The 17,719-nt window shown below is 59.9% G+C and carries 20 protein-coding genes; 12 read left to right on the top strand and 8 right to left on the bottom strand.

Features of this window, described 5'->3' with window-relative positions; all coding sequences use genetic code 11:
• Positions 1-91 precede the first annotated feature (91 nt).
• From Q0903_RS14570 to Q0903_RS14580, 3 genes are all read right to left on the bottom strand, one after another.
• Positions 92-517: a heme-binding protein gene (locus Q0903_RS14570; protein WP_299023843.1), complete on the bottom strand. Its 426-nt coding sequence runs from the start codon at positions 515-517 to the stop codon at positions 92-94.
• A gap of 207 nt (positions 518-724) precedes the next feature.
• Positions 725-877, bottom strand: a complete 153-nt coding sequence (locus Q0903_RS14575; RefSeq protein WP_299416648.1) for a DUF2256 domain-containing protein — start codon at positions 875-877, stop codon at positions 725-727.
• 86 nt (positions 878-963) lie between these two features.
• Positions 964-1,212: a hypothetical protein gene (locus Q0903_RS14580; RefSeq protein WP_299416650.1), complete on the bottom strand. Its 249-nt coding sequence runs from the start codon at positions 1,210-1,212 to the stop codon at positions 964-966.
• A gap of 97 nt (positions 1,213-1,309) precedes the next feature.
• Here Q0903_RS14580 and pepN point away from each other — a divergent pair, with 97 nt between their 5' ends.
• The 4 genes from pepN to Q0903_RS14600 are packed head-to-tail and all read left to right on the top strand — an operon-like array spanning position 1,310 to position 5,574.
• The gene (gene pepN / locus Q0903_RS14585; protein WP_299416652.1) at positions 1,310-3,871 is read left to right on the top strand and encodes an aminopeptidase N; all 2,562 of its coding nucleotides are present in this window, start codon (positions 1,310-1,312) and stop codon (positions 3,869-3,871) included.
• Positions 3,868-4,605, top strand: a complete 738-nt coding sequence (locus tag Q0903_RS14590; protein ID WP_299416654.1) for an SDR family oxidoreductase — start codon at positions 3,868-3,870, stop codon at positions 4,603-4,605. The genes pepN and Q0903_RS14590 overlap by 4 nt, the downstream gene beginning before the upstream one ends.
• 7 nt (positions 4,606-4,612) lie before the next feature.
• Positions 4,613-5,143: a hypothetical protein gene (locus Q0903_RS14595; RefSeq protein ID WP_299023848.1), complete on the top strand. Its 531-nt coding sequence runs from the start codon at positions 4,613-4,615 to the stop codon at positions 5,141-5,143.
• Entirely contained in the window at positions 5,140-5,574 is a 435-nt protein-coding gene (locus tag Q0903_RS14600; RefSeq protein WP_299416656.1) for a hypothetical protein, read from the top strand. Before Q0903_RS14595 ends, Q0903_RS14600 begins: the two co-directional genes overlap by 4 nt.
• 56 nt (positions 5,575-5,630) lie before the next feature.
• Here Q0903_RS14600 and Q0903_RS14605 read toward each other — a convergent pair whose 3' ends face one another.
• Positions 5,631-6,503: a transglycosylase SLT domain-containing protein gene (locus Q0903_RS14605; protein ID WP_366141505.1), complete on the bottom strand. Its 873-nt coding sequence runs from the start codon at positions 6,501-6,503 to the stop codon at positions 5,631-5,633.
• A gap of 277 nt (positions 6,504-6,780) precedes the next feature.
• On the opposite strand from Q0903_RS14605, the gene Q0903_RS14610 reads away from it, so the two are divergent.
• Positions 6,781-8,184 carry a hypothetical protein gene (locus Q0903_RS14610; RefSeq protein ID WP_299416658.1) on the top strand — a complete coding sequence of 468 codons (1,404 nt, stop codon included), beginning with the start codon at positions 6,781-6,783 and terminating at the stop codon, positions 8,182-8,184.
• 60 nt (positions 8,185-8,244) lie between these two features.
• The gene (locus Q0903_RS14615) at positions 8,245-9,798 is read left to right on the top strand and encodes an AMP-binding protein (RefSeq protein ID WP_299416660.1); all 1,554 of its coding nucleotides are present in this window, start codon (positions 8,245-8,247) and stop codon (positions 9,796-9,798) included.
• Positions 9,799-9,847: 49 nt separating this feature from the next.
• On the opposite strand, the gene Q0903_RS14620 is transcribed toward Q0903_RS14615, so the two are convergent.
• Together Q0903_RS14620 and Q0903_RS14625 are read right to left on the bottom strand one after the other, a co-directional pair.
• Positions 9,848-10,288: a MarR family transcriptional regulator gene (locus Q0903_RS14620; RefSeq protein ID WP_299416662.1), complete on the bottom strand. Its 441-nt coding sequence runs from the start codon at positions 10,286-10,288 to the stop codon at positions 9,848-9,850.
• Positions 10,289-10,296: 8 nt separating this feature from the next.
• Positions 10,297-11,427: a twin-arginine translocation pathway signal protein gene (locus Q0903_RS14625; protein ID WP_299416664.1), complete on the bottom strand. Its 1,131-nt coding sequence runs from the start codon at positions 11,425-11,427 to the stop codon at positions 10,297-10,299.
• Positions 11,428-11,615: 188 nt separating this feature from the next.
• Here Q0903_RS14625 and gatB point away from each other — a divergent pair, with 188 nt between their 5' ends.
• Together gatB and Q0903_RS14635 are read left to right on the top strand one after the other, a co-directional pair.
• Positions 11,616-13,127, top strand: coding sequence for an Asp-tRNA(Asn)/Glu-tRNA(Gln) amidotransferase subunit GatB (gene gatB, locus Q0903_RS14630; RefSeq protein WP_299416666.1), 1,512 nt, complete (start codon positions 11,616-11,618; stop codon positions 13,125-13,127).
• Positions 13,128-13,185: 58 nt separating this feature from the next.
• Positions 13,186-13,929 (top strand): hypothetical protein, encoded by a 744-nt coding sequence (locus Q0903_RS14635; RefSeq protein ID WP_299416668.1) that lies wholly within the window; start codon positions 13,186-13,188, stop codon positions 13,927-13,929.
• A 13-nt stretch (positions 13,930-13,942) separates the two neighbouring features.
• Here Q0903_RS14635 and Q0903_RS14640 read toward each other — a convergent pair whose 3' ends face one another.
• Positions 13,943-14,404: a hypothetical protein gene (locus Q0903_RS14640; RefSeq protein ID WP_299416670.1), complete on the bottom strand. Its 462-nt coding sequence runs from the start codon at positions 14,402-14,404 to the stop codon at positions 13,943-13,945.
• An 80-nt stretch (positions 14,405-14,484) separates the two neighbouring features.
• Between Q0903_RS14640 and Q0903_RS14645 the strand changes: the two genes are divergently transcribed.
• From Q0903_RS14645 to Q0903_RS14660, 4 genes are all read left to right on the top strand, one after another.
• Positions 14,485-15,165 (top strand): YafY family protein, encoded by a 681-nt coding sequence (locus Q0903_RS14645; protein WP_299416672.1) that lies wholly within the window; start codon positions 14,485-14,487, stop codon positions 15,163-15,165.
• A gap of 159 nt (positions 15,166-15,324) precedes the next feature.
• On the top strand, positions 15,325-16,128 hold the full coding sequence (locus Q0903_RS14650) for a hypothetical protein (RefSeq protein ID WP_299416674.1): 804 nt from the start codon (positions 15,325-15,327) through the stop codon (positions 16,126-16,128).
• Between the two features lie 85 nt (positions 16,129-16,213).
• Positions 16,214-16,693, top strand: coding sequence for a thioesterase family protein (locus Q0903_RS14655; RefSeq protein WP_299023859.1), 480 nt, complete (start codon positions 16,214-16,216; stop codon positions 16,691-16,693).
• 169 nt (positions 16,694-16,862) lie between these two features.
• The gene (locus Q0903_RS14660; protein WP_299416676.1) at positions 16,863-17,372 is read left to right on the top strand and encodes a hypothetical protein; all 510 of its coding nucleotides are present in this window, start codon (positions 16,863-16,865) and stop codon (positions 17,370-17,372) included.
• On the opposite strand, the gene Q0903_RS14665 is transcribed toward Q0903_RS14660, so the two are convergent.
• Positions 17,369-17,626 carry a BolA family protein gene (locus tag Q0903_RS14665; protein ID WP_299023861.1) on the bottom strand — a complete coding sequence of 86 codons (258 nt, stop codon included), beginning with the start codon at positions 17,624-17,626 and terminating at the stop codon, positions 17,369-17,371. The two genes, Q0903_RS14660 and Q0903_RS14665, sit on opposite strands and share 4 nt — an antisense overlap.
• Between the last annotated feature and the right edge of the window lie 93 nt (positions 17,627-17,719).

A 17,719-nucleotide genomic window follows, 5' to 3' on the forward strand; every position in this document is an offset into this window, starting at 1 on the left:
GGATGCTAGCGCGCAGCGGCCCCAGCCTCAACACCCCAAAGTAATGCAGGCCCGCCGCTGGGGCCTGCACGCATATTAAACAGGCAAATCTTTAGATTTCACCAATCAGGCCTGCGCCTTCGATGCCCGCCATGGCCGCAATCGCATCGTTGTCGGAGGTATCACCCGTTACGCCAACAGCGCCGATCACGGCCCCCTTGGCGGTGCGCAGCAAAACACCCCCAGGCACAGGTACGACCTGCCCGCCGAACACGCCATTTACCGACTGCATAAAATAAGCCTGCGCCTCGGCACGCGCCATCTGTGCAGTGCCTGCCATGCCTAGCATCACAGCGCCGTATGCCTTGCCATGCGCGATAGCAAAACGTCCGGGCGCTGCCCCGTCCTGCCGCTCGAATGCGATCACATGCCCGCCCGCATCCAGCACAACAACCGACAGCGGCTTAAGCTCCAGCTCGGCACCTTTTTCCAAGGTCTTACGGATCACCGACCGCGCTTTTCTCAATGAAACACTCATCTTTTCTTCCTCTACAATTCCGCACGACATCCGCACAAACGCACGTTTGCCTGTTCTGCTGGCTCAAATTCTACATTTTATCCGAAAGGCTGGCCCCTCGGCTTTACCACCGTCAACAGGCGCGACTCTCTGGAATAGAAAAGACAACGCCTGCCAAACCGTGCGCACCTTAAACAACGCAGCAGCGCCACTGGCAACAGACAGCTGCTATTGCGCTGCGCCGCGCGCACGTTTGCATCGCTGCGAGCAATAGCGCACCTCGTCCCAAACCGCCGCCCATTTCTTGCGCCAGCTAAACGGTTTGCCACAGGTCGCACAGACTTTCTGCGGCAAATCACCCTTTTTTACATGCTTTCCCATTTTGCCCTACGTAGCCCCGCTGCGCGCACAAAAAAGGGGCGCCCCAGCAGGACGCCCCGATAAATCGAAATTTCTGTGTTGACCGATCAATCCGTCGCGAGCGGTGTTGCGGATGAATTTGTTCCGGGCTCATAAACATCGGTCTGCGCCGCAGTGGCGGCCGTTCCCGCCTGATCGGTGTTGGTTACGGCATCAGGATCGCCTGCGTTCATCATATTTAGACCTAGCAGACCGATCACCATAAGCGCGCCGAACAGCATCGCACCCTTGATCCCCAGCAGGGCGGGACGGTGACGCTTCTCTTGAATACCGATATTTGTGTCGGGTGCAGACATGATCTGTTCTCCTTTATCCGTTGCTCCCCGCTTGCAGGCGGGCTGTTGCAGACTTAACGTGCCGCTATCCAGATTGGTTCCATAAAAAGGCGAAATGATGCGCGACGCAGCCCCCCAAACGGTTTACCTCTCCGACTACACGCCATTTCCCTGGACGGTAGAAAGCGTCGAGTTGCACTTCACGCTCGACCCCCATGCCACGCGGGTCCGCTCGACCATCCGATTTGTGCCAAACCCTGCCTATGTCAAAGACCCCGACGAACCCGTGCCAACCATGTTCCTGCACGGCGAAAACGTGAAACTGATCTGGGCACAAATTGACAAAACGCCCGTTGATCCCGAAGTAACCGCCACGGGCCTGCGCACCGCCGTACCCGACGGCCCCTTCACATGGGAGGCCGAGGTCGAGATTGACCCCGCAAACAATACAGCCCTCGAAGGGCTCTATATGTCGAACGGCATGTATTGCACCCAATGCGAGGCCGAGGGCTTTCGCAAGATCACCTTCTATCCCGACCGCCCCGATGTGATGAGCGTGTTTACCGTCACCATCGAAGGGCCCCATCCCGTTTTGCTCTCCAATGGTAATCCCGTCGTCACGCAAAAGCATCTCGCCAAATGGCATGACCCGTGGCCCAAACCCGCCTACCTCTTTGCGCTGGTCGCTGGAGATCTGGTTGCCCATTCAGACAGTTTCACCACCATGTCGGGGCGCGATGTCGCGCTCAACCTCTATGTGCGCCCCGGTGACGAGGGAAAATGCGCATTTGGCATGCAGGCGCTCAAAGACAGTATGAAGTGGGACGAGGACGTATACGGCCGTGAATACGATCTGGATCTGTTCAACATCGTCGCCGTCGATGACTTCAACATGGGCGCGATGGAGAACAAGGGCCTTAACATCTTCAACTCCTCCGCCGTACTTGCTTCGCAGGCCACCTCCACCGATACGAATTTCGAGCGGATCGAGGCGATCATTGCACATGAATACTTCCACAACTGGACAGGCAACCGCATCACCTGCCGTGACTGGTTCCAGCTGTGCCTCAAGGAAGGGTTGACCGTTTTCCGCGACAGCCAGTTCACCTCCGACATGCGCAGCGCCCCCGTAAAACGCATCGGCGATGTGATTGATCTGCGCGGCCGCCAGTTTGCCGAAGACCAAGGCCCGCTGGCCCACCCTGTGCGCCCCGAGAGTTTTCAGGAGATCAACAACTTCTACACCGCCACCATCTACGAGAAGGGCGCGGAAGTCATCCGTATGCTCAAAACCCTCGTCGGCGATGATGCCTATGCGCAGGCCGTGACACTGTACTTCGACCGCCATGACGGCGATGCAGCAACCATCGAGGACTGGCTCAAGGTCTTCGAGGACACTACAGGCCGCGACCTCACACAGTTCAAACGCTGGTACTCCCAAGCTGGCACACCCCGCCTGAAAGCCGAAGAGACGTGGGCAGGTGACACGCTCACGCTCACCTTCACGCAGCACACACCGCCCAGCGCGGCCACACCCGCCCCGCAACCCTATGTCATCCCCATAGCCGTGGGTCTGCTGGGCAAAGACGGCAGCGAGGTTGCGCCCACAACCATTCTAGAGATGACCCAAGCCACCCAGAGCTTTACCTTCACGGGTCTGTCCGCGCGCCCCACCGCCTCCATACTGCGGGGCTTTTCTGCCCCTGTGGTGCTCGATCACGCTGCCGATCACGCGCATCTGCTGGCCTATGACACCGATCCCTTCAACCGTTGGGAGGCGGGGCGCACGCTAGCCCGCAACACACTGATAGACATGATGCTCAACGGCACCCGCCCTGATCCTGCCTATCTGCGCGGACTGCAAAGCGTACTCGATGATACCAGCCTTGATCCGGCTTACCGCCGCCTGATGATGGCCCTGCCCACCCAGTCGGAACTTGCGACCGCCCTGCATGACGCAGGCCATGTGCCAGAGCCCGATATCATCTATGCAACGCTAGAAGCCCTGCGCGACGCCATGGTGCAGCAGTTTCAGGATGTGCTGCCGCAGCTTTATGAAGACAATCTCGTCACCGAGGCTTATGCCCCCAATGCCGAACAATCGGGCATGCGGGCGCTAGGAAATGCCGCCTTGTCGCTGCTCACCCGCGTCGATGGGGGCAAACTGGCCGCCGAGCAGTACGACCACGCCGACAACATGACCCAACAGCTCGCCGCCCTCGCCAATCTGATCCGCGCAGGACGCGGTGAGGCAGCCCTCAAGGCGTTTGAGGCCCAGTGGAAAGACGACCGTCTGGTGATGGACAAATGGTTCGGCCTGCAAGTGAACGAGGCCGATCCCGAGGATGCCCACGAGGTCGCCGCCACCCTCACCAAACACCCCGATTTCAACTGGAAAAACCCCAACCGTTTCCGCGCGGTATTTGGCAGTCTTGCCATGCACCATGCAGGGTTCCACCACGCCTCGGGTGCGGGCTACGAACTGCTGGCCGACTGGCTGATCAGACTTGATCCCGTGAACCCGCAGACCACCGCGCGCATGTGCAGCGCCTTCCAGACATGGAAACGCTATGACCCCGCCCGCCGTGACATGATATTGACACAAGTGCAGCGTATCCTCTCCACACCCGACCTAAGCCGCGACACAACCGAAATGCTAACGAGAATAGCTGCCCCATGACACGCCCCCTCTGCCTTATCACCGGCGCTTCCGCCGGCATTGGCGCTGCTTGCGCCACGCTCGCCGCCCAGCGCGGCTATGACTTGATCCTGACCTACAACAGCGATGCCGCAGGCGCGCAGGCCGTCGCCAATGCTTGCATAGGTCACGGCGCGCGCGCGCAGATCATTCAGGCCGATGTGGCCGATCCAAAGGCCATCGAAACCGTGTTTGCGCGGGTTGACGCCACAGGACCGCTAGCCGCACTAATCAACAACGCAGGCATCGTGGCCCCTGCCACCCGCGTGGCCGACTTGACCCATGCGCGCCTGCGCGAGATGTTTGATGTGAACGTCATTGGTGCAATGCTGGTCGCCGCCGCCGCCGTCCGGCGGATGGAGCCGCGCGGCTCGGGCGTGATTATCAACGTCACCTCCGCCGCCGCACGGCTGGGCTCGGCCAACCAATACGTCGATTATGCCGCCACCAAAGCCGCGATGGATATCTTTACCAAAGGTCTGTCCGACGAAGTTGCCGCAGCAGGTCTGCGCGTCATGGGCATTGCACCGGGACTGATTGATACACAAATCCACGCCAAGGGCGGCGATCCCGATCGCGCCGCGCGCCTTGCCTCCAATGTTCCCATGCAGCGCACGGGCAGTGCCGACGAAGTCGCCCAAGCCGTCTTATGGCTCATGTCCGATCAGGCAAGCTATGTCACAGGCTCGACCCTTGATGTGACTGGCGGAAGGTAGACACGGCATGCTTACGATACTTTTGCTGGCCGCAACCGCGCTTGCTGGCTTTTTGCTCTACCGCCGCCTTCAGCGCGGTGCCTATCTGATTGGCGGAATGATAGAGGCACCTGCCCCCGTGCGCGCAGCTGCAAAACGCGTGGGCTTTCATGCCCAGCCCAATGTCCACTCCATCGTCAGCATCCACACGCCCGAGCTTTGTCTCGCAGCGATGGCCGTCGCCTTTGCGCGGATGGACGAACATACCGAACACCCCCACGCCACACTCCAGCAGTCCATGCGCAAACATCTCGGGCTGGACGACCAGCGGGTCGCTGATTATTGCGCTCTGGCCCCGTGGCTGGTGGATCAGGGCGGCGGCCCCACGCCCGCTTTCGAACGGCTGACAAAGCGGCTCAAACAGCTCGATCACGGACCGTACTTCGGAAAGATGATGTCGGTGCTGGGTGACATAACCGCCCAAGGCACGAAAGGTATGCCAAGTGCGGCACAGGCCGATGCCATGGGCGCGCTGGCCCGCATTTTCCGCACTGCATGAGCGATCCCTATAGCTACACAAGCCAAGGCCGCCGCCCTGCCACTGCACTTGTGCTGTCGGGCATCTGGGCGCTGCTGCTCACCGCTTATCTGCTGGTTGAAGCCTCGCCCGTGATCCTGACACTGGTAGGCCTTTTCACCCTGCCCGCGCTCTATGACTATGTCACGAACCCGCGCGCGACCTTTACGCTGGATGCGACCCACATGCGCTGGCAAACGCCCCGCCAGCAGGCCGATATCGCCATCAGCGAGATTGACCACCTGCGGTTTGACACACGTCTGGACCTGTCGGTACGCCTGACTGTGGTGCGCCCTTCAGGCGTGAAAATTCGCGTGCCTTATCCGGCAACACCCCCCCATACCGAGTTCGAACCTGCCGCGCGCACTGCAGGCCTGACCACCAGACGCCACCACTTTTCGCTGCTGGGATAATCTGCAGACAGGCTGTCGTATGCCCAAACCGCACGCGCCAGAAAGCGACCCGCCTACTAGGGCCGTGCGCGCGGCCGCGTGTTGCCGACAAGCTGGCAATAACTCTGCCGTTTGAGCCAACCCGCCATATCGCGCCGCTTGGCAGGGTTGCGCATCGGGCCCCAGTCCGCACTCACACCGCGCCACTTGCGATCACGGCCGTGGATCACGCCATCACGCTGAACCGTGTAGGTCATAATCCGTACACCACAGCTCAGGTTCGCCGCGCCGTTTTTCAGCGCCTCACCTGTGCCGACATTACATTTGTATCCCCGCGCCGTCGCAGGCAGGATTTGCAGCAGCCCGTACCATTTGCCACCGCCCCCGACAGCCCACGGTTTGTAAGTACTTTCGTGCTTGGCCAAGGCCGACATATATCCCACCCAGAACGCCCGCCGCTGGCTTGGCTCATTGGATGGATAGGCAGGGCACCAATCGGCAATATCGCGCGGCACCATCTCCACCAGCGGCTTCCCGTGATCCTTGAGCGCAGACAGGGCCGCGCGGGTCCACAGCGTATGACCTTGCATGTGCTGCCATCTTGTACGCGGTACATTTGCCCGCCGCGCAGGCGGGCGCACGTCAAAGGCTGAACCATCCAGCAATGGAATACCCGGCGTAGGGGTCAGCAAGGCAACTCTCGTACTGTCCAAGCCGGGTGCAATCGTTTCAGGTGCATCAGGTACGAGCGCGGTATTTGCATCAGGCGCAATCGCATCGGGCGCATTGGTCAAGGCGCCATCTTTCGGCACCAAAGGCGTATCGGGCGCACTAACGAAAGGGGCGGCGATGCTGCCGCTTTGCGTCGACTGCGCATAGACTGTGGTGCCCGCCAGCAGTGCTGCCGCGCAAACAAAACCCATCTGCGCCGCGCGCAGTTGTGTAAACATCCCCGTCATAGCTCGCAGTATGACCGTGATCTGCCGCATCTGACAAGATGCGATCGCTGGCCCCCCACCGGCCATTGTCACGCAATCGGACACACTGGGCCAATCAACGCCAGATTCCCTTGGAACACGCAACAATCCGCCGCATTTCAATCAGTTTACAGCGCCAGAAGCCTGTCGAAATTCGCGACTTCACCCACTGCGCGCCATGATCGCGCCCTATTGCCGCAGCACATTAGCCGAACTGAGCCCCTGTGGATTCTACATTGGATTGATCGCTATGACACACCTGTCCACTCTGTTTCGCAAACTGCCCGGCCTTGGCCGAACTGTCCGCGCTGCGCAACCAGACAGCCGCCCCGATGTAGATACGCCGGTAACGGCAGCCCTAAATGCGCCAGCCATTGTGCCACAGCTTGCGCAGCACGACGCTCAGGCCAACGTGCTGGCCACGCCCGCCGCGAACAGGCCGCAGCCGCGATCCAAACAACACTCCCATGGCCGCACGGCGGCGTTCAGCAGCGCACCAAAGTCCGCCAGCTTGTCCATTCCCTGCCCTGATCCCACGCGTGAGGAACGCACACGCGACAAACACCAAAACCGCGCCCTGCGTCTGGTCCGTCAGGAAGACTGGCAGGAACTGTCTGCGCTGGTAAAGGCGGCAGATACAAACAACCAGATGACCCCCGGTGGCATGTGCGTGGCCGAATTAATGACCTTTGGCGCGCGCGCCGATGTCGTTCTCGCAGCCGAGCATGCCCTGCTGGACCGTGTCCCGGCACAGGACGCGCCCCTGATGCGCGGGATCGAAGCCCTGGAATATGTGCTGGCAGAGCACGCAAACGACTACGTGATCGGCTGTATTGTCGCACAGGCCCATATTGATATGGCGTGGGCATGGCGCGGTGTAGGCTGGGACGTCGAGATTGCCCCCCGCAACCGCGAGGCTTTTGAAGCGCATTTTTCGCGCGCCCGCGAAATCGTCAGCACCTTTGACGGTGTGCCTGCCAGATCTGCCCTGCTGGCCTCAACGACATGTGCGTTGCTGTGCAGCGCCGATGGCCATTCACAAACAGTCGCCGACAGGTACGAGGCGCTGATTGATCTCAACCCTGAAAACACGGCCCCCCTGCGCGCACTTGGCACCCATATGCTGCCGCGCTGGTATGGCACCTATCAGGGGCTAGAGCTGGAAGCCCGCCGCACCGCTGCGCGCACCCAGCATATCTGGGGCGCTGGTGGCTATACATGGGTGATGTTCGACGCGATAACTGCTGATGATACAGCCTGCGCCCGTCTCGATCTGCCGTTCTTTATCGAAGGCCTGCGCGACATCGTCACCCACCGCCCCGAGCCGCATACCGTCAACCTGCTGGCCGCCTATTGCGCCAATACCATGGGTCAGGCCTTTTCGGGCGATGACGCTGCCGATGCCAACCGCGCCCAAATCGCTGCCTGTGCCGACTGGATCGTACGCGAACACCTGACAGAGCTGCATCCGATGATCTGGGCACATGCCGCACAGGGCTTTGCCAACAATCTGCGCGTAGCCTCGGCCCAGCGTTTTGCCGCTGCGGGATATGACGATGCCCTGCGCATCATCGCAGGCCTGTTCAAACGCGAAATCTCCGAGGGCAAGCGGATCGTATTTACCGATCAAGGCCCGGTCGCAACAGCCTCCTGACCGCTCTGGACACCCCCGCCCCCTCTGCCTAAGTTCACACGCTCAGGGAGAGGAGCCACCATGACATACCCCACAGCCGCCGCAGATATTGCCCTGCGCGACCAATCCATTACCGAGCGCGTTTTTGAAAATCTGACTACCCGCCCCGACGCGGTCGTCCTGACGGACGGGCTGACGGGCGATGCCATGACCGCAGCCGAGTTTATGACGCAGGTCAAATCCCTTGCAGGCGGGCTGACGGCACGCGGCATGGGCGCGGGCAAGACCGTAGCACTGATGTCGCCGAACATTCCGCACTACTGCGTGGTGTTTCATGCGGTGGCATGGGCTGGCGGCACGATCACCACAATCAATCCCACCTATACCGCATCCGAAGTCGCCCACCAGCTGCGTGACAGCGCGGCAGATATCCTGATTACCGTGCCGATGTTTCTGGACACTGCACAAGCCGCCGCAGCCGATGCGGCAGGCCAGCCCGTGGTGGTTATGGGCGACGCAGCCGAGGGGGCCGAACCCCTCAGCGCCTATTACGGCGCACCGATCGAGACACAGGTCCCCGTTGATCTGGACGAGCACGCAGTCGTACTGCCCTATTCCTCTGGCACTACAGGTCTGCCCAAAGGCGTGATGCTGTCGCACCGCAATCTGGTTGTGAACGTCGATCAGGTCATCATCGGCGGCGATCTGCGCGACGGTGAAGTCGCCGCCGCCTTCCTGCCCTTCTTCCACATCTACGGCATGAACGTGCTGATGAATGTCCACCTTGCTGGCGGTGGCGCGCTGGTTACCATGCCGCGCTTTGATCTGGAGCTTTTCCTGAAGATCTCACAAGACCACAAGGCGCGACGGATGTGGATCGTCCCGCCTGTGGCCCTTGCGCTGGCCAAACACCCCATCGTCGACACCTATGATTTGTCATCAATCGAACAGATCTTCTCGGGCGCGGCGCCTTTGGGCGGCGAAATCGCGGACGCCGTGGCAAAACGCCTCAACTGCGCGTCGCTGCAAGGCTTCGGTATGACCGAACTCAGCCCCGTGTCCCACACGACCCCCTTCGAGAAGCCCAAATCAGGCTCGTCTGGCGTGGCCCTTCCCAACACCCAATGCCGCATCGTCGACCCGGACAGCGGCGAGGACTTGCCCGCAGGCTCCGAGGGGGAGCTTTGGATCAAAGGGCCGCAAGTGATGAAGGGCTATCTCAACAACGAGAAAGCCACCGCCGAGACGCTAACGCCGGACGGCTGGCTCAAGACAGGTGACATCGCCTATATCGACGACGAAGGCTATATGTATATCGTTGATCGCCTCAAGGAATTGATCAAATTCAAAGGCTTCCAAGTCGCCCCTGCGGAACTTGAGGCCACCCTCGTCACCCATGACGGTATTGTTGACGCCGCTGTGATCGGCCTGCCCGATGACGAGGCGGGTGAATTGCCCGTGGCCTTTGTCGTCGCGGCCGATCCCGCCCCCAGCGAGGATGAAATCAAGGCCCATCTCGCCAAAACACTGTCGTCCTACAAACAGGTGCACAAAGTAAACTTCGTGGATGAAATCCCGAAATCCGCCAGCGGCAAAATCCTGCGCCGCGTGCTCAAAGCCCAAGCGATGGGCTGAGGGTGCTCCCTCCCCCGCGTGGCCTTTGCGCCGCGCGGGCAACCCCGCCCTAGAGGTTGCGGTTCTCGTCCAGTTTTTTGCGCAAAGCCTCCAGCACGGGCAAAATCTCTTCCAGTCCCTCAATATCACTGGTCAGCTCCATCAGCGGCCCCGCCGATTTGGAGACGACCTCCAAAAACACGGCGCGGCCCGCCTCCGTCACAAAAACCTGCTTTTTACGCATATCATCAGGATGGGTATTCACCGTAATGAAACCCCGCTTTTCCAACTGCATCAGCGTATTGGTCATGGATGCTTTAGGCACCTGAAACGCTCGGGCCAGATCAGCGGGGGTTTTGCCATCCCCCAACCGCGTCAGATTGCTCAACAGGGCAAACTGCGAGGGGTGCAATCCATCCGGAAGCCGCCGCGCCAGCGCAGCGTTCGACAGCTGGCTGATAATACCGATCTCGTTAAAGACGCGAAAAATGGGCGGGCGGCGATCTTCCAATTGGAACCTCAGATAAGTTTCGCCTCCAGTGGCCAGCGCGGGCTTGGGGCGACAGGAGCTGCATAACCTATTCTCGCCAGCATTTGAACCGTTCCTCCGCCCGCCGCGAACCGATCATGCACATCGGCATAAATCTCTGCCATTTCGGGATATTCCTGCAAGGCTTGGCTCAGCGGTTGCATCGCAAGCCCCTGCGCCGTGGCCGCCAGATGGATGCGCAGCCAATCCGCCCCCGCGGCGATCTGATCCTCGCGGGTATTGCCGCGCGTCACCTGCCACAAATGCCCCATGGCCGTGTCCGTATTGGCATAAACCGCCTTCAGCCCCTCGCGAAACGCAGCCGAGGACGTGTCCAGCAGCGCTTCGCGGCTCATCTGCCCTGCTGCATTGAGCAACTCAAAAATAGGGCCGGTGAAATCAATGCCATCAGGGCTTGCGTCTACCTCTTTGGCGCCAACACGGAACAGATCAACACTCTCTATATAGGTGCGCGGTGTCTCGATCTCGATGCGCAGCGCCTCGCGGGTCAACGCCCGCATATCAACGATGTGGTCAGGGTCGATATTTCCGTCAACGCGGGTCTGCCGAGCAGCGGCAAGCACCGCTTGCAAGGCATCGGACGGTACTGTTCTTTCTGTATCATATGGCTCCTTGACCGAACGGCGCGTCAACACTTGTACAAATAGCGGGTCCGCCTCGGCCTTTCCCTCAAACCGCATGATTGCCACAGGACGATTGTCCAGCGCCGCCGCGTCCGATCCTTCGGGGAACAGCTCTGCCGTCATGGCAATGCCGTCCTGTGCCGCCGCAAGCCGCGCCATCTCGATGAAACAACCCAGCCCGATAGTGATCTGGCGGTTGAACGGGTCAGTGTGCGGCAACATCTTTTCCGTATCCACATACAGCGTGGCCTGATCCGCGACAGACAGATCAACCAGCCACGGCTGACGGTTATGCGGGTTAGGTGCAAGGATCGCCCATGACAGCGCACGCTTGCGCAGGTCCGTATATTGCGCGCCAGCCGCTTCCCACGGCAAAAGCGCCGTGCGCGTGCTGCGCGTGGCAACCATGCCGATCGCCCCCGCCGCAGCGACAATCGTTCCGCCCCCGATAAGTCCCAAAAACTGTCTGCGTTTCATGATATACCTCCATTTCGTTCGATATCGAACTATATATCGTTCGAGATCGAACGAAGTCAATACCCGAATTCTACAAACCAATCGAACGCTCTGCAGACACGCTCCCAAAATCGCACGACAACACCACCTCTTGAACCGCGCCACCCGCCCCGCTAAACCCTGTCCAACATCCAGCGAAAGGCGTTCCCATGCTCGACCTCACCTATGACACTCCAAAAGTCCGCACGATTGCGGGGGCCAAGCAAGACTGGGAACTGGTGATCGGTATGGAGGTCCACGCGCAGGTCTCCTCCAACGCCAAGCTTTTCTCCGCCGCCTCCACCAAATTCGGCGCGGAGCCGAACAGCAACGTGGCATTTGTGGACGCGGCCATGCCCGGCATGCTGCCCACTATCAACGAATTCTGCGTTGAACAGGCTGTGCGCACGGGCCTTGGCCTCAAGGCGCAGATCAACCTGTGGTCCGCTTTTGACCGCAAAAACTATTTCTACCCCGACCTGCCGCAGGGCTACCAGATCAGCCAGCTTTACCACCCCATCGTAGGTGAAGGCGAAGTGCTGGTGGAAATGGGCGATGGCACGGCACGTCTGGTCGGTGTCGAGCGTATCCACCTCGAGCAGGACGCAGGTAAATCCATCCACGACATGGACCCTAATATGTCTTTTGTTGACCTGAACCGCACAGGCGTCGCCCTGATGGAGATTGTCAGCCGTCCCGACATTCGTGGTCCCGAAGAAGCGGCAGCCTACCTCGGCAAACTGCGCCAGATCCTGCGCTATCTGGGCACGTGCAACGGCGACATGCAGTCGGGTGCGATGCGCGCCGATGTAAACGTCTCCATCTGCGCGCCCGGCCAGTATGAGAAATACGCAGCCACAGGCGACTTCTCCCACCTCGGCACCCGCTGCGAGATCAAGAACATGAACTCCATGCGCTTTATCCAGCAGGCGATCGAGGTAGAGGCAAAGCGCCAGATCGCCATCGTTGAAGGGGGCGGTGAAGTCACGCAGGAAACACGCCTGTTCGACCCCGACAAACAGGAAACACGCTCCATGCGCTCCAAGGAAGAGGCGCATGACTACCGCTACTTCCCCGATCCCGACCTGCTGCCGCTGGTGATTGAGCAAGCATGGGTGGACGAAATTCAGGCCACCCTGCCCGAGCTGCCCGACGCCAAAAAGGCACGCTTCATCAATGATTTCGGCCTGTCCGACTATGACGCATCCGTGCTGACCGCCGATCTGGACAGCTCCAGCTACTTTGAGGAAACAGCCCAAGGGCGCGACGGCAAAATGACCGCCAACTGGGTGATTAACGAGCTGTTCGGCCGTCTCAAGAAAGACGAAAAAGACATCTCTGCCTCGCCCGTCACGCCTGCACAACTGGGCGGCATCGTCGATTTGATCGCATCGGACGCCATCAGCGGCAAGATCGCCAAAGATGTATTCGAGATCACCTACACCACAGGCCGCGACCCCGCCGAGATCGTCGAGACCGAGGGCCTCAAACAGGTCACCGACACAGGCGCAATCGAGGCTGCGGTGGACGAGATCATCGCCGCCAACCCCGACCAAGTTGCCAAAGCCCGCGAGAATCCCAAACTCGCTGGCTGGTTTGTCGGTCAGGTGATGAAAGCGACAGGCGGCAAGGCCAACCCCAAGGCCGTGAACCAGCTGGTTGCGCAAAAACTGGCCGAGTGATGACACCCGTCACGGCAGCAGCATCCTTGCCCTGCCGTGACGCGTTCTCCGCTTGCCCATGATCCGCATCGCAGGCCACTTTACGGCAATCATCCTGCTCACGCTCATCACGCAGCTGGGCGGGCTGGCATGGCTGGCAGCCCTGTTGTTTCGCCGTCGTTTTTTGGCGTTTTGCGCGGCCTACCTCGCCCTGTCACTGGGCGCGGTGTGGGTCGCCCCCCTTACAGGTCGCGTGCCTTTGCCGTGCCTCGCGGGCGGGGCGCTTCAAATGCAATCACCGCTCTATTGCGCGCTCAACCGCCACTATGTCACGCCGGAACTGGCCGAGGTTCTCACCGATTACGCGTCGCAGATGAACCGCCGGTTTGACGGCACAACGACCCTTGTCCTCGATGCGAACTTTCCCTTCGTCAACGGGTATCCCCTGCTCCCCCATCTGTCACACCATGATGGCCGCAAGGCCGACATCGCCTTTTATTACCGCAATGAGGCAGGCTATCTTGACCGGACCACACGCGCGCCACTTGGCTATTTCGCGTTTCAGGACGGCCCCACCACCTGCCCTGACAACAGGCTCACGCTGCGTTGGGATATGGCGTGGCTGCAACCGCTCTGGCCCGACCTCGCGCTTGACCCACAACGCATGGAGACCTCCCTGCGCCTTCTTGCTGCCGATCCGCGGGTCGGCAAACTCTTTATCGAGCCACATCTAAAGCAGCGCTTTGCGCCGCAGATAAACAAGATCAGATTTCAAGGATGCCGTGCAGCGCGCCATGACGATCACATTCACATCCAGCTGTGACTGCCATTAAATCCTATTCAGTGAACCCGCGGTTCCACCATCGGTTCGGGTTATCACGCTGATTGCTGTCATCGGCACGACAGACCATTACCTCTGACACCGTAATCACAGGCTCCTCGTAGGAGTGGCTGTGGCGCACAGCCTCAACCGCGCGGGCCAGCAGCGCCGCATCACGCGGCACTGAAAAAGTCAGCACCCGCACAGGCATCTCAACGGTGCGCGTGAAATCCCACATCTCGCCGTCATAGTGGGGCTGCTCTCCCATCACCGACCCTTCTAGCGGCTGGAAAAACTGCATGCCCGTAGCGCCTTCAAAGGCCACACCCTGATAATCACCATACCGCAGGCCCACCGCAGCTGTCACCGCTTCGCGCACACGTGCATCATCGCGGTCCGCCAACTCGACACGCACTGCCCATGCCGTCTCGAACCGGCAGGTATCCAAGGCCCTGTTAATCGTCTCCAGCTCTGTCATCTCATGCTCTCCTCATTTGACACGAGCCCTCACCTAGCGCATCCCTACTGACAGCAGCATGTCAGCAGGGATAGAAACTCGTGTCAAAATCGAACCGCTACTTCGAGATCATCCAGATGTTGCGCCACGCAAAATCCCCCCTGCGTGCGGCCCAGATCGCCGAAACACTCGAAGTCTCTGCCCGCACCATCTACCGCGACATTGCCAGCCTGCAAGCGCGCCAGATTCCCATTCTGGGCGAGGCTGGCGTGGGCTATGTCATGCGGGCAGGCTACGATTTGCCGCCGCTCAACCTTGATACCGACGAGGCGGACGCAGTCGCCCTTGGCCTCGCCATGATCGCGCGCACAGGCGATCCCGCGCTTTTGCAGGCTGCCCGCCGCGCCGCACGCAAGTTGCGCGCCATCGCACCCGGCACCAAGCAACTGGTCGTCTCCAACTGGGGGACGCCGCCCGACCCCACAACACCGCTTGTCCGCGATGCCATCAAGGCCGAGCGCGCCTTGCAAATCACGTATACAGACGGCACGGGGCAAACCAGCACCCGCATCATCTGGCCCCTCGCCGTGATCTATTATGCCGATAATACAATGCTGGCCGCGTGGTGTACCTTCCGCGACGCGCTGCGGCATTTCAGGCTGGACCGCATGAACAGCTGCAGGGATCATGACACGACATTCACAGGCCAAGGTGCCGCACTGCTGGAGCAGTGGGAAACCCATGAAAAGGCCGCCGCAGTCTCGGCAGAAAAAATGTTCTAGCATCGCGTCGGCGGCTGTGGCGCTGATGCCACGCGCCGCCGCAGGCCCGATTGTATCCACCGTCCGAATTGGTCTACCGTGAACCCGCCCAAACAGACCACCAAACCTGATTGTGCGACCCGATTGCGACAGCTGCGTTGCACCAGTCAGGAGACGGATATGGCAACATTCCATGTGCACATCGGCCTGCCCAAAACAGGCTCGACCACCTTTCAAAAAGCGTTGGAGCTAAACCACAGCAGGCTATCGCCCCATGTCCGTGTCATAAACCGCATGTCCTTCGGGCCACAGCGCAAGGGGCTGATGCGTGCGCATGGCTACATCCGCCAGAACTACCTTACAGGAATTGATCTGGCAGTTTTGGGCCAACATCTGGAAACCGCACTGGAAGAACCCCTCGCCACACTCAGCAGCGACACGCCGGTCCTGATCACCGACGAAGGCCTGTCTGGCCCCCATCCGGGCCAATTTGCAGCACATGCAGGCATGTTTCCCGCACTCCCCCATGCGCTGGACGCGCTGGCGCAGGTGTTAGCACCCCATAGATGCGTCTTTCACATTGTTGTACGCGACACCTCAAAATGGGTCAAAAGCCTTTACAATCAGGCCGTCAAACAAACCCGTTACACCGATACTCTCCAGATATTTACAGATGCGCTGCCCGCCAATTTTGACATCGCGGCACATATGGCGGGCCTGCAATCAGCACACCCCGACAAAGATATCCGCATCCATTCAATGGAATCGGCCCCGCTGTTTCCAGCCCAGCAGATCGTGCAGGATTGTGGCATAGACCCGGATGCGTTGGCGCAGTTCACCATCCCGCAAAGCGTCAACAAAAGCTGGTCGTCAGGCATGGTGCGCGCCATGCGCGTCATCAACGGGGCCGATATCGACGACAAAACCAGAAACCTGCTCCGCAAGGAAATTGCCGACAATCGCCATGTCTTTTCAGAACGGTAGCCGTGCTGCCCTTTCAATGAAATCAGCGCGCCAGATGCGCGAATACAATCTCGCCCAACCTCAAATCACATGATAGACCAATGAGATGACAAATATTTTCCGCTCCTCCACCCTCACAGTTCTGCCTGAATGGATCGATTATAACGGCCACCTGAATATGGCCTATTATTCGGTGCTGATGGATCAATGCGCCGATCAGGCCTATCCGCTTTTGGGGTTTGGTCCCGATTACCGCGATGCCACAGGCTGTACGACCTATGTGGCCGAATTCCACATATGCTACCTGCGCGAGTTGCACGAGGGCGACCGCGTCACCTCCACCTTCCATCTGATTGATTTTGACGCCAAGCGATTTCACATTTTTCAAGAGCTGTGGCATGAGGACGGCTGGTGTGCGGCGACGGGCGAGGCGCTGACACTGCATGTGGACCAATCAGGCGAGACACCAAAAGTGGCCCCCATGCCCGAGGCTATTCTGGGCAAACTGGCAGCGATGAAAGAAACGCAAAAAGATCTGCCAATGCCCGAACGTGCCGGCCGCAAGATTGGCATCGTGCGAAAGTAACCTGCGCCTGGTCCGCATCTGCGCAACCGCCCCCGATACACCGCACGGTGCACAGGGGGTGTACAAAGGGTGTACCCATAGCACCCCCGATAAAATCCGCAGCACTCCGCCTGTTCCCTTTCAGTGTCCTGCACGCTAGAACACCCCAAACCAGCAGATGAGCCCGCCCATGCCCCGCTATGAATACAAGGTCGTTCCCGCCCCCTCCAAAGGGATCAAGGGAAAAGGCGTGCGCGGTGCCGAGGCGCGGTTTTCATATGCTTTGCAAGAGCTGATGAACGGCATGGCCGGATATGGTTGGGAGTACCAGCGCGCCGAGACTTTGCCCTCGCTCGAACGCTCGGGAATTGCAGGCTCCACGACCGAATGGCGCAATGTTCTGGTCTTTCGCCGCCCCCGTGCAGGCGACGCTTCCGAATTCCAGCCAGAGCTGCTGCCCGCCCCTGCCGAGCAGATAGAGAGCGACGATCAACCTATTGAAATGCCGTATGAAACTGATGATACATCAAACGCTCCACTGGCTGACAATGGCGTTGAAGACACGCAGGTAAATGCTTCTGTCGGCGCTTCGCTAAGTATCCTCGCCCGCGCCCGTAACCTGACGGCCAAGCATGACGCAGAAACGCCCGATCAGGATGATCCCGACGCAGAAACTGCCGAAGAGCCCCCCAAGACCTAAGGCGCTATATCCAGCGACAGAGCGTGGATTCGCCCGATAAGCTCGGCTCCCAACGCGCTATGCACGGCGCGGTGTTTTGCCACACGGCTCAGCCCCGCGAAATCGGGCGCAGTGATCGCCACATCAAAATGCGTCTCGCCCCCTTCGCGAAAGCCTGCATGGCCGCGGTGGGCTTCGCTCACGTCTTCCACGCGCAGCATCTCTACATCAAACGCCGCCTTCAGCGCCTGCTCTATTTCGTCTTTGACAGCCATAAACCCTCCAACAGGGGCGTTTTTTTTCGCCACACCCCTTCCCTCTCGCTGCCACACGTTTAGAGTGATCGCCTCGACTCGGAAAGGTGTTCC

It is taken from the genome of uncultured Sulfitobacter sp., from assembly GCF_947502895.1.
GTDB lineage: Bacteria > Pseudomonadota > Alphaproteobacteria > Rhodobacterales > Rhodobacteraceae > Sulfitobacter.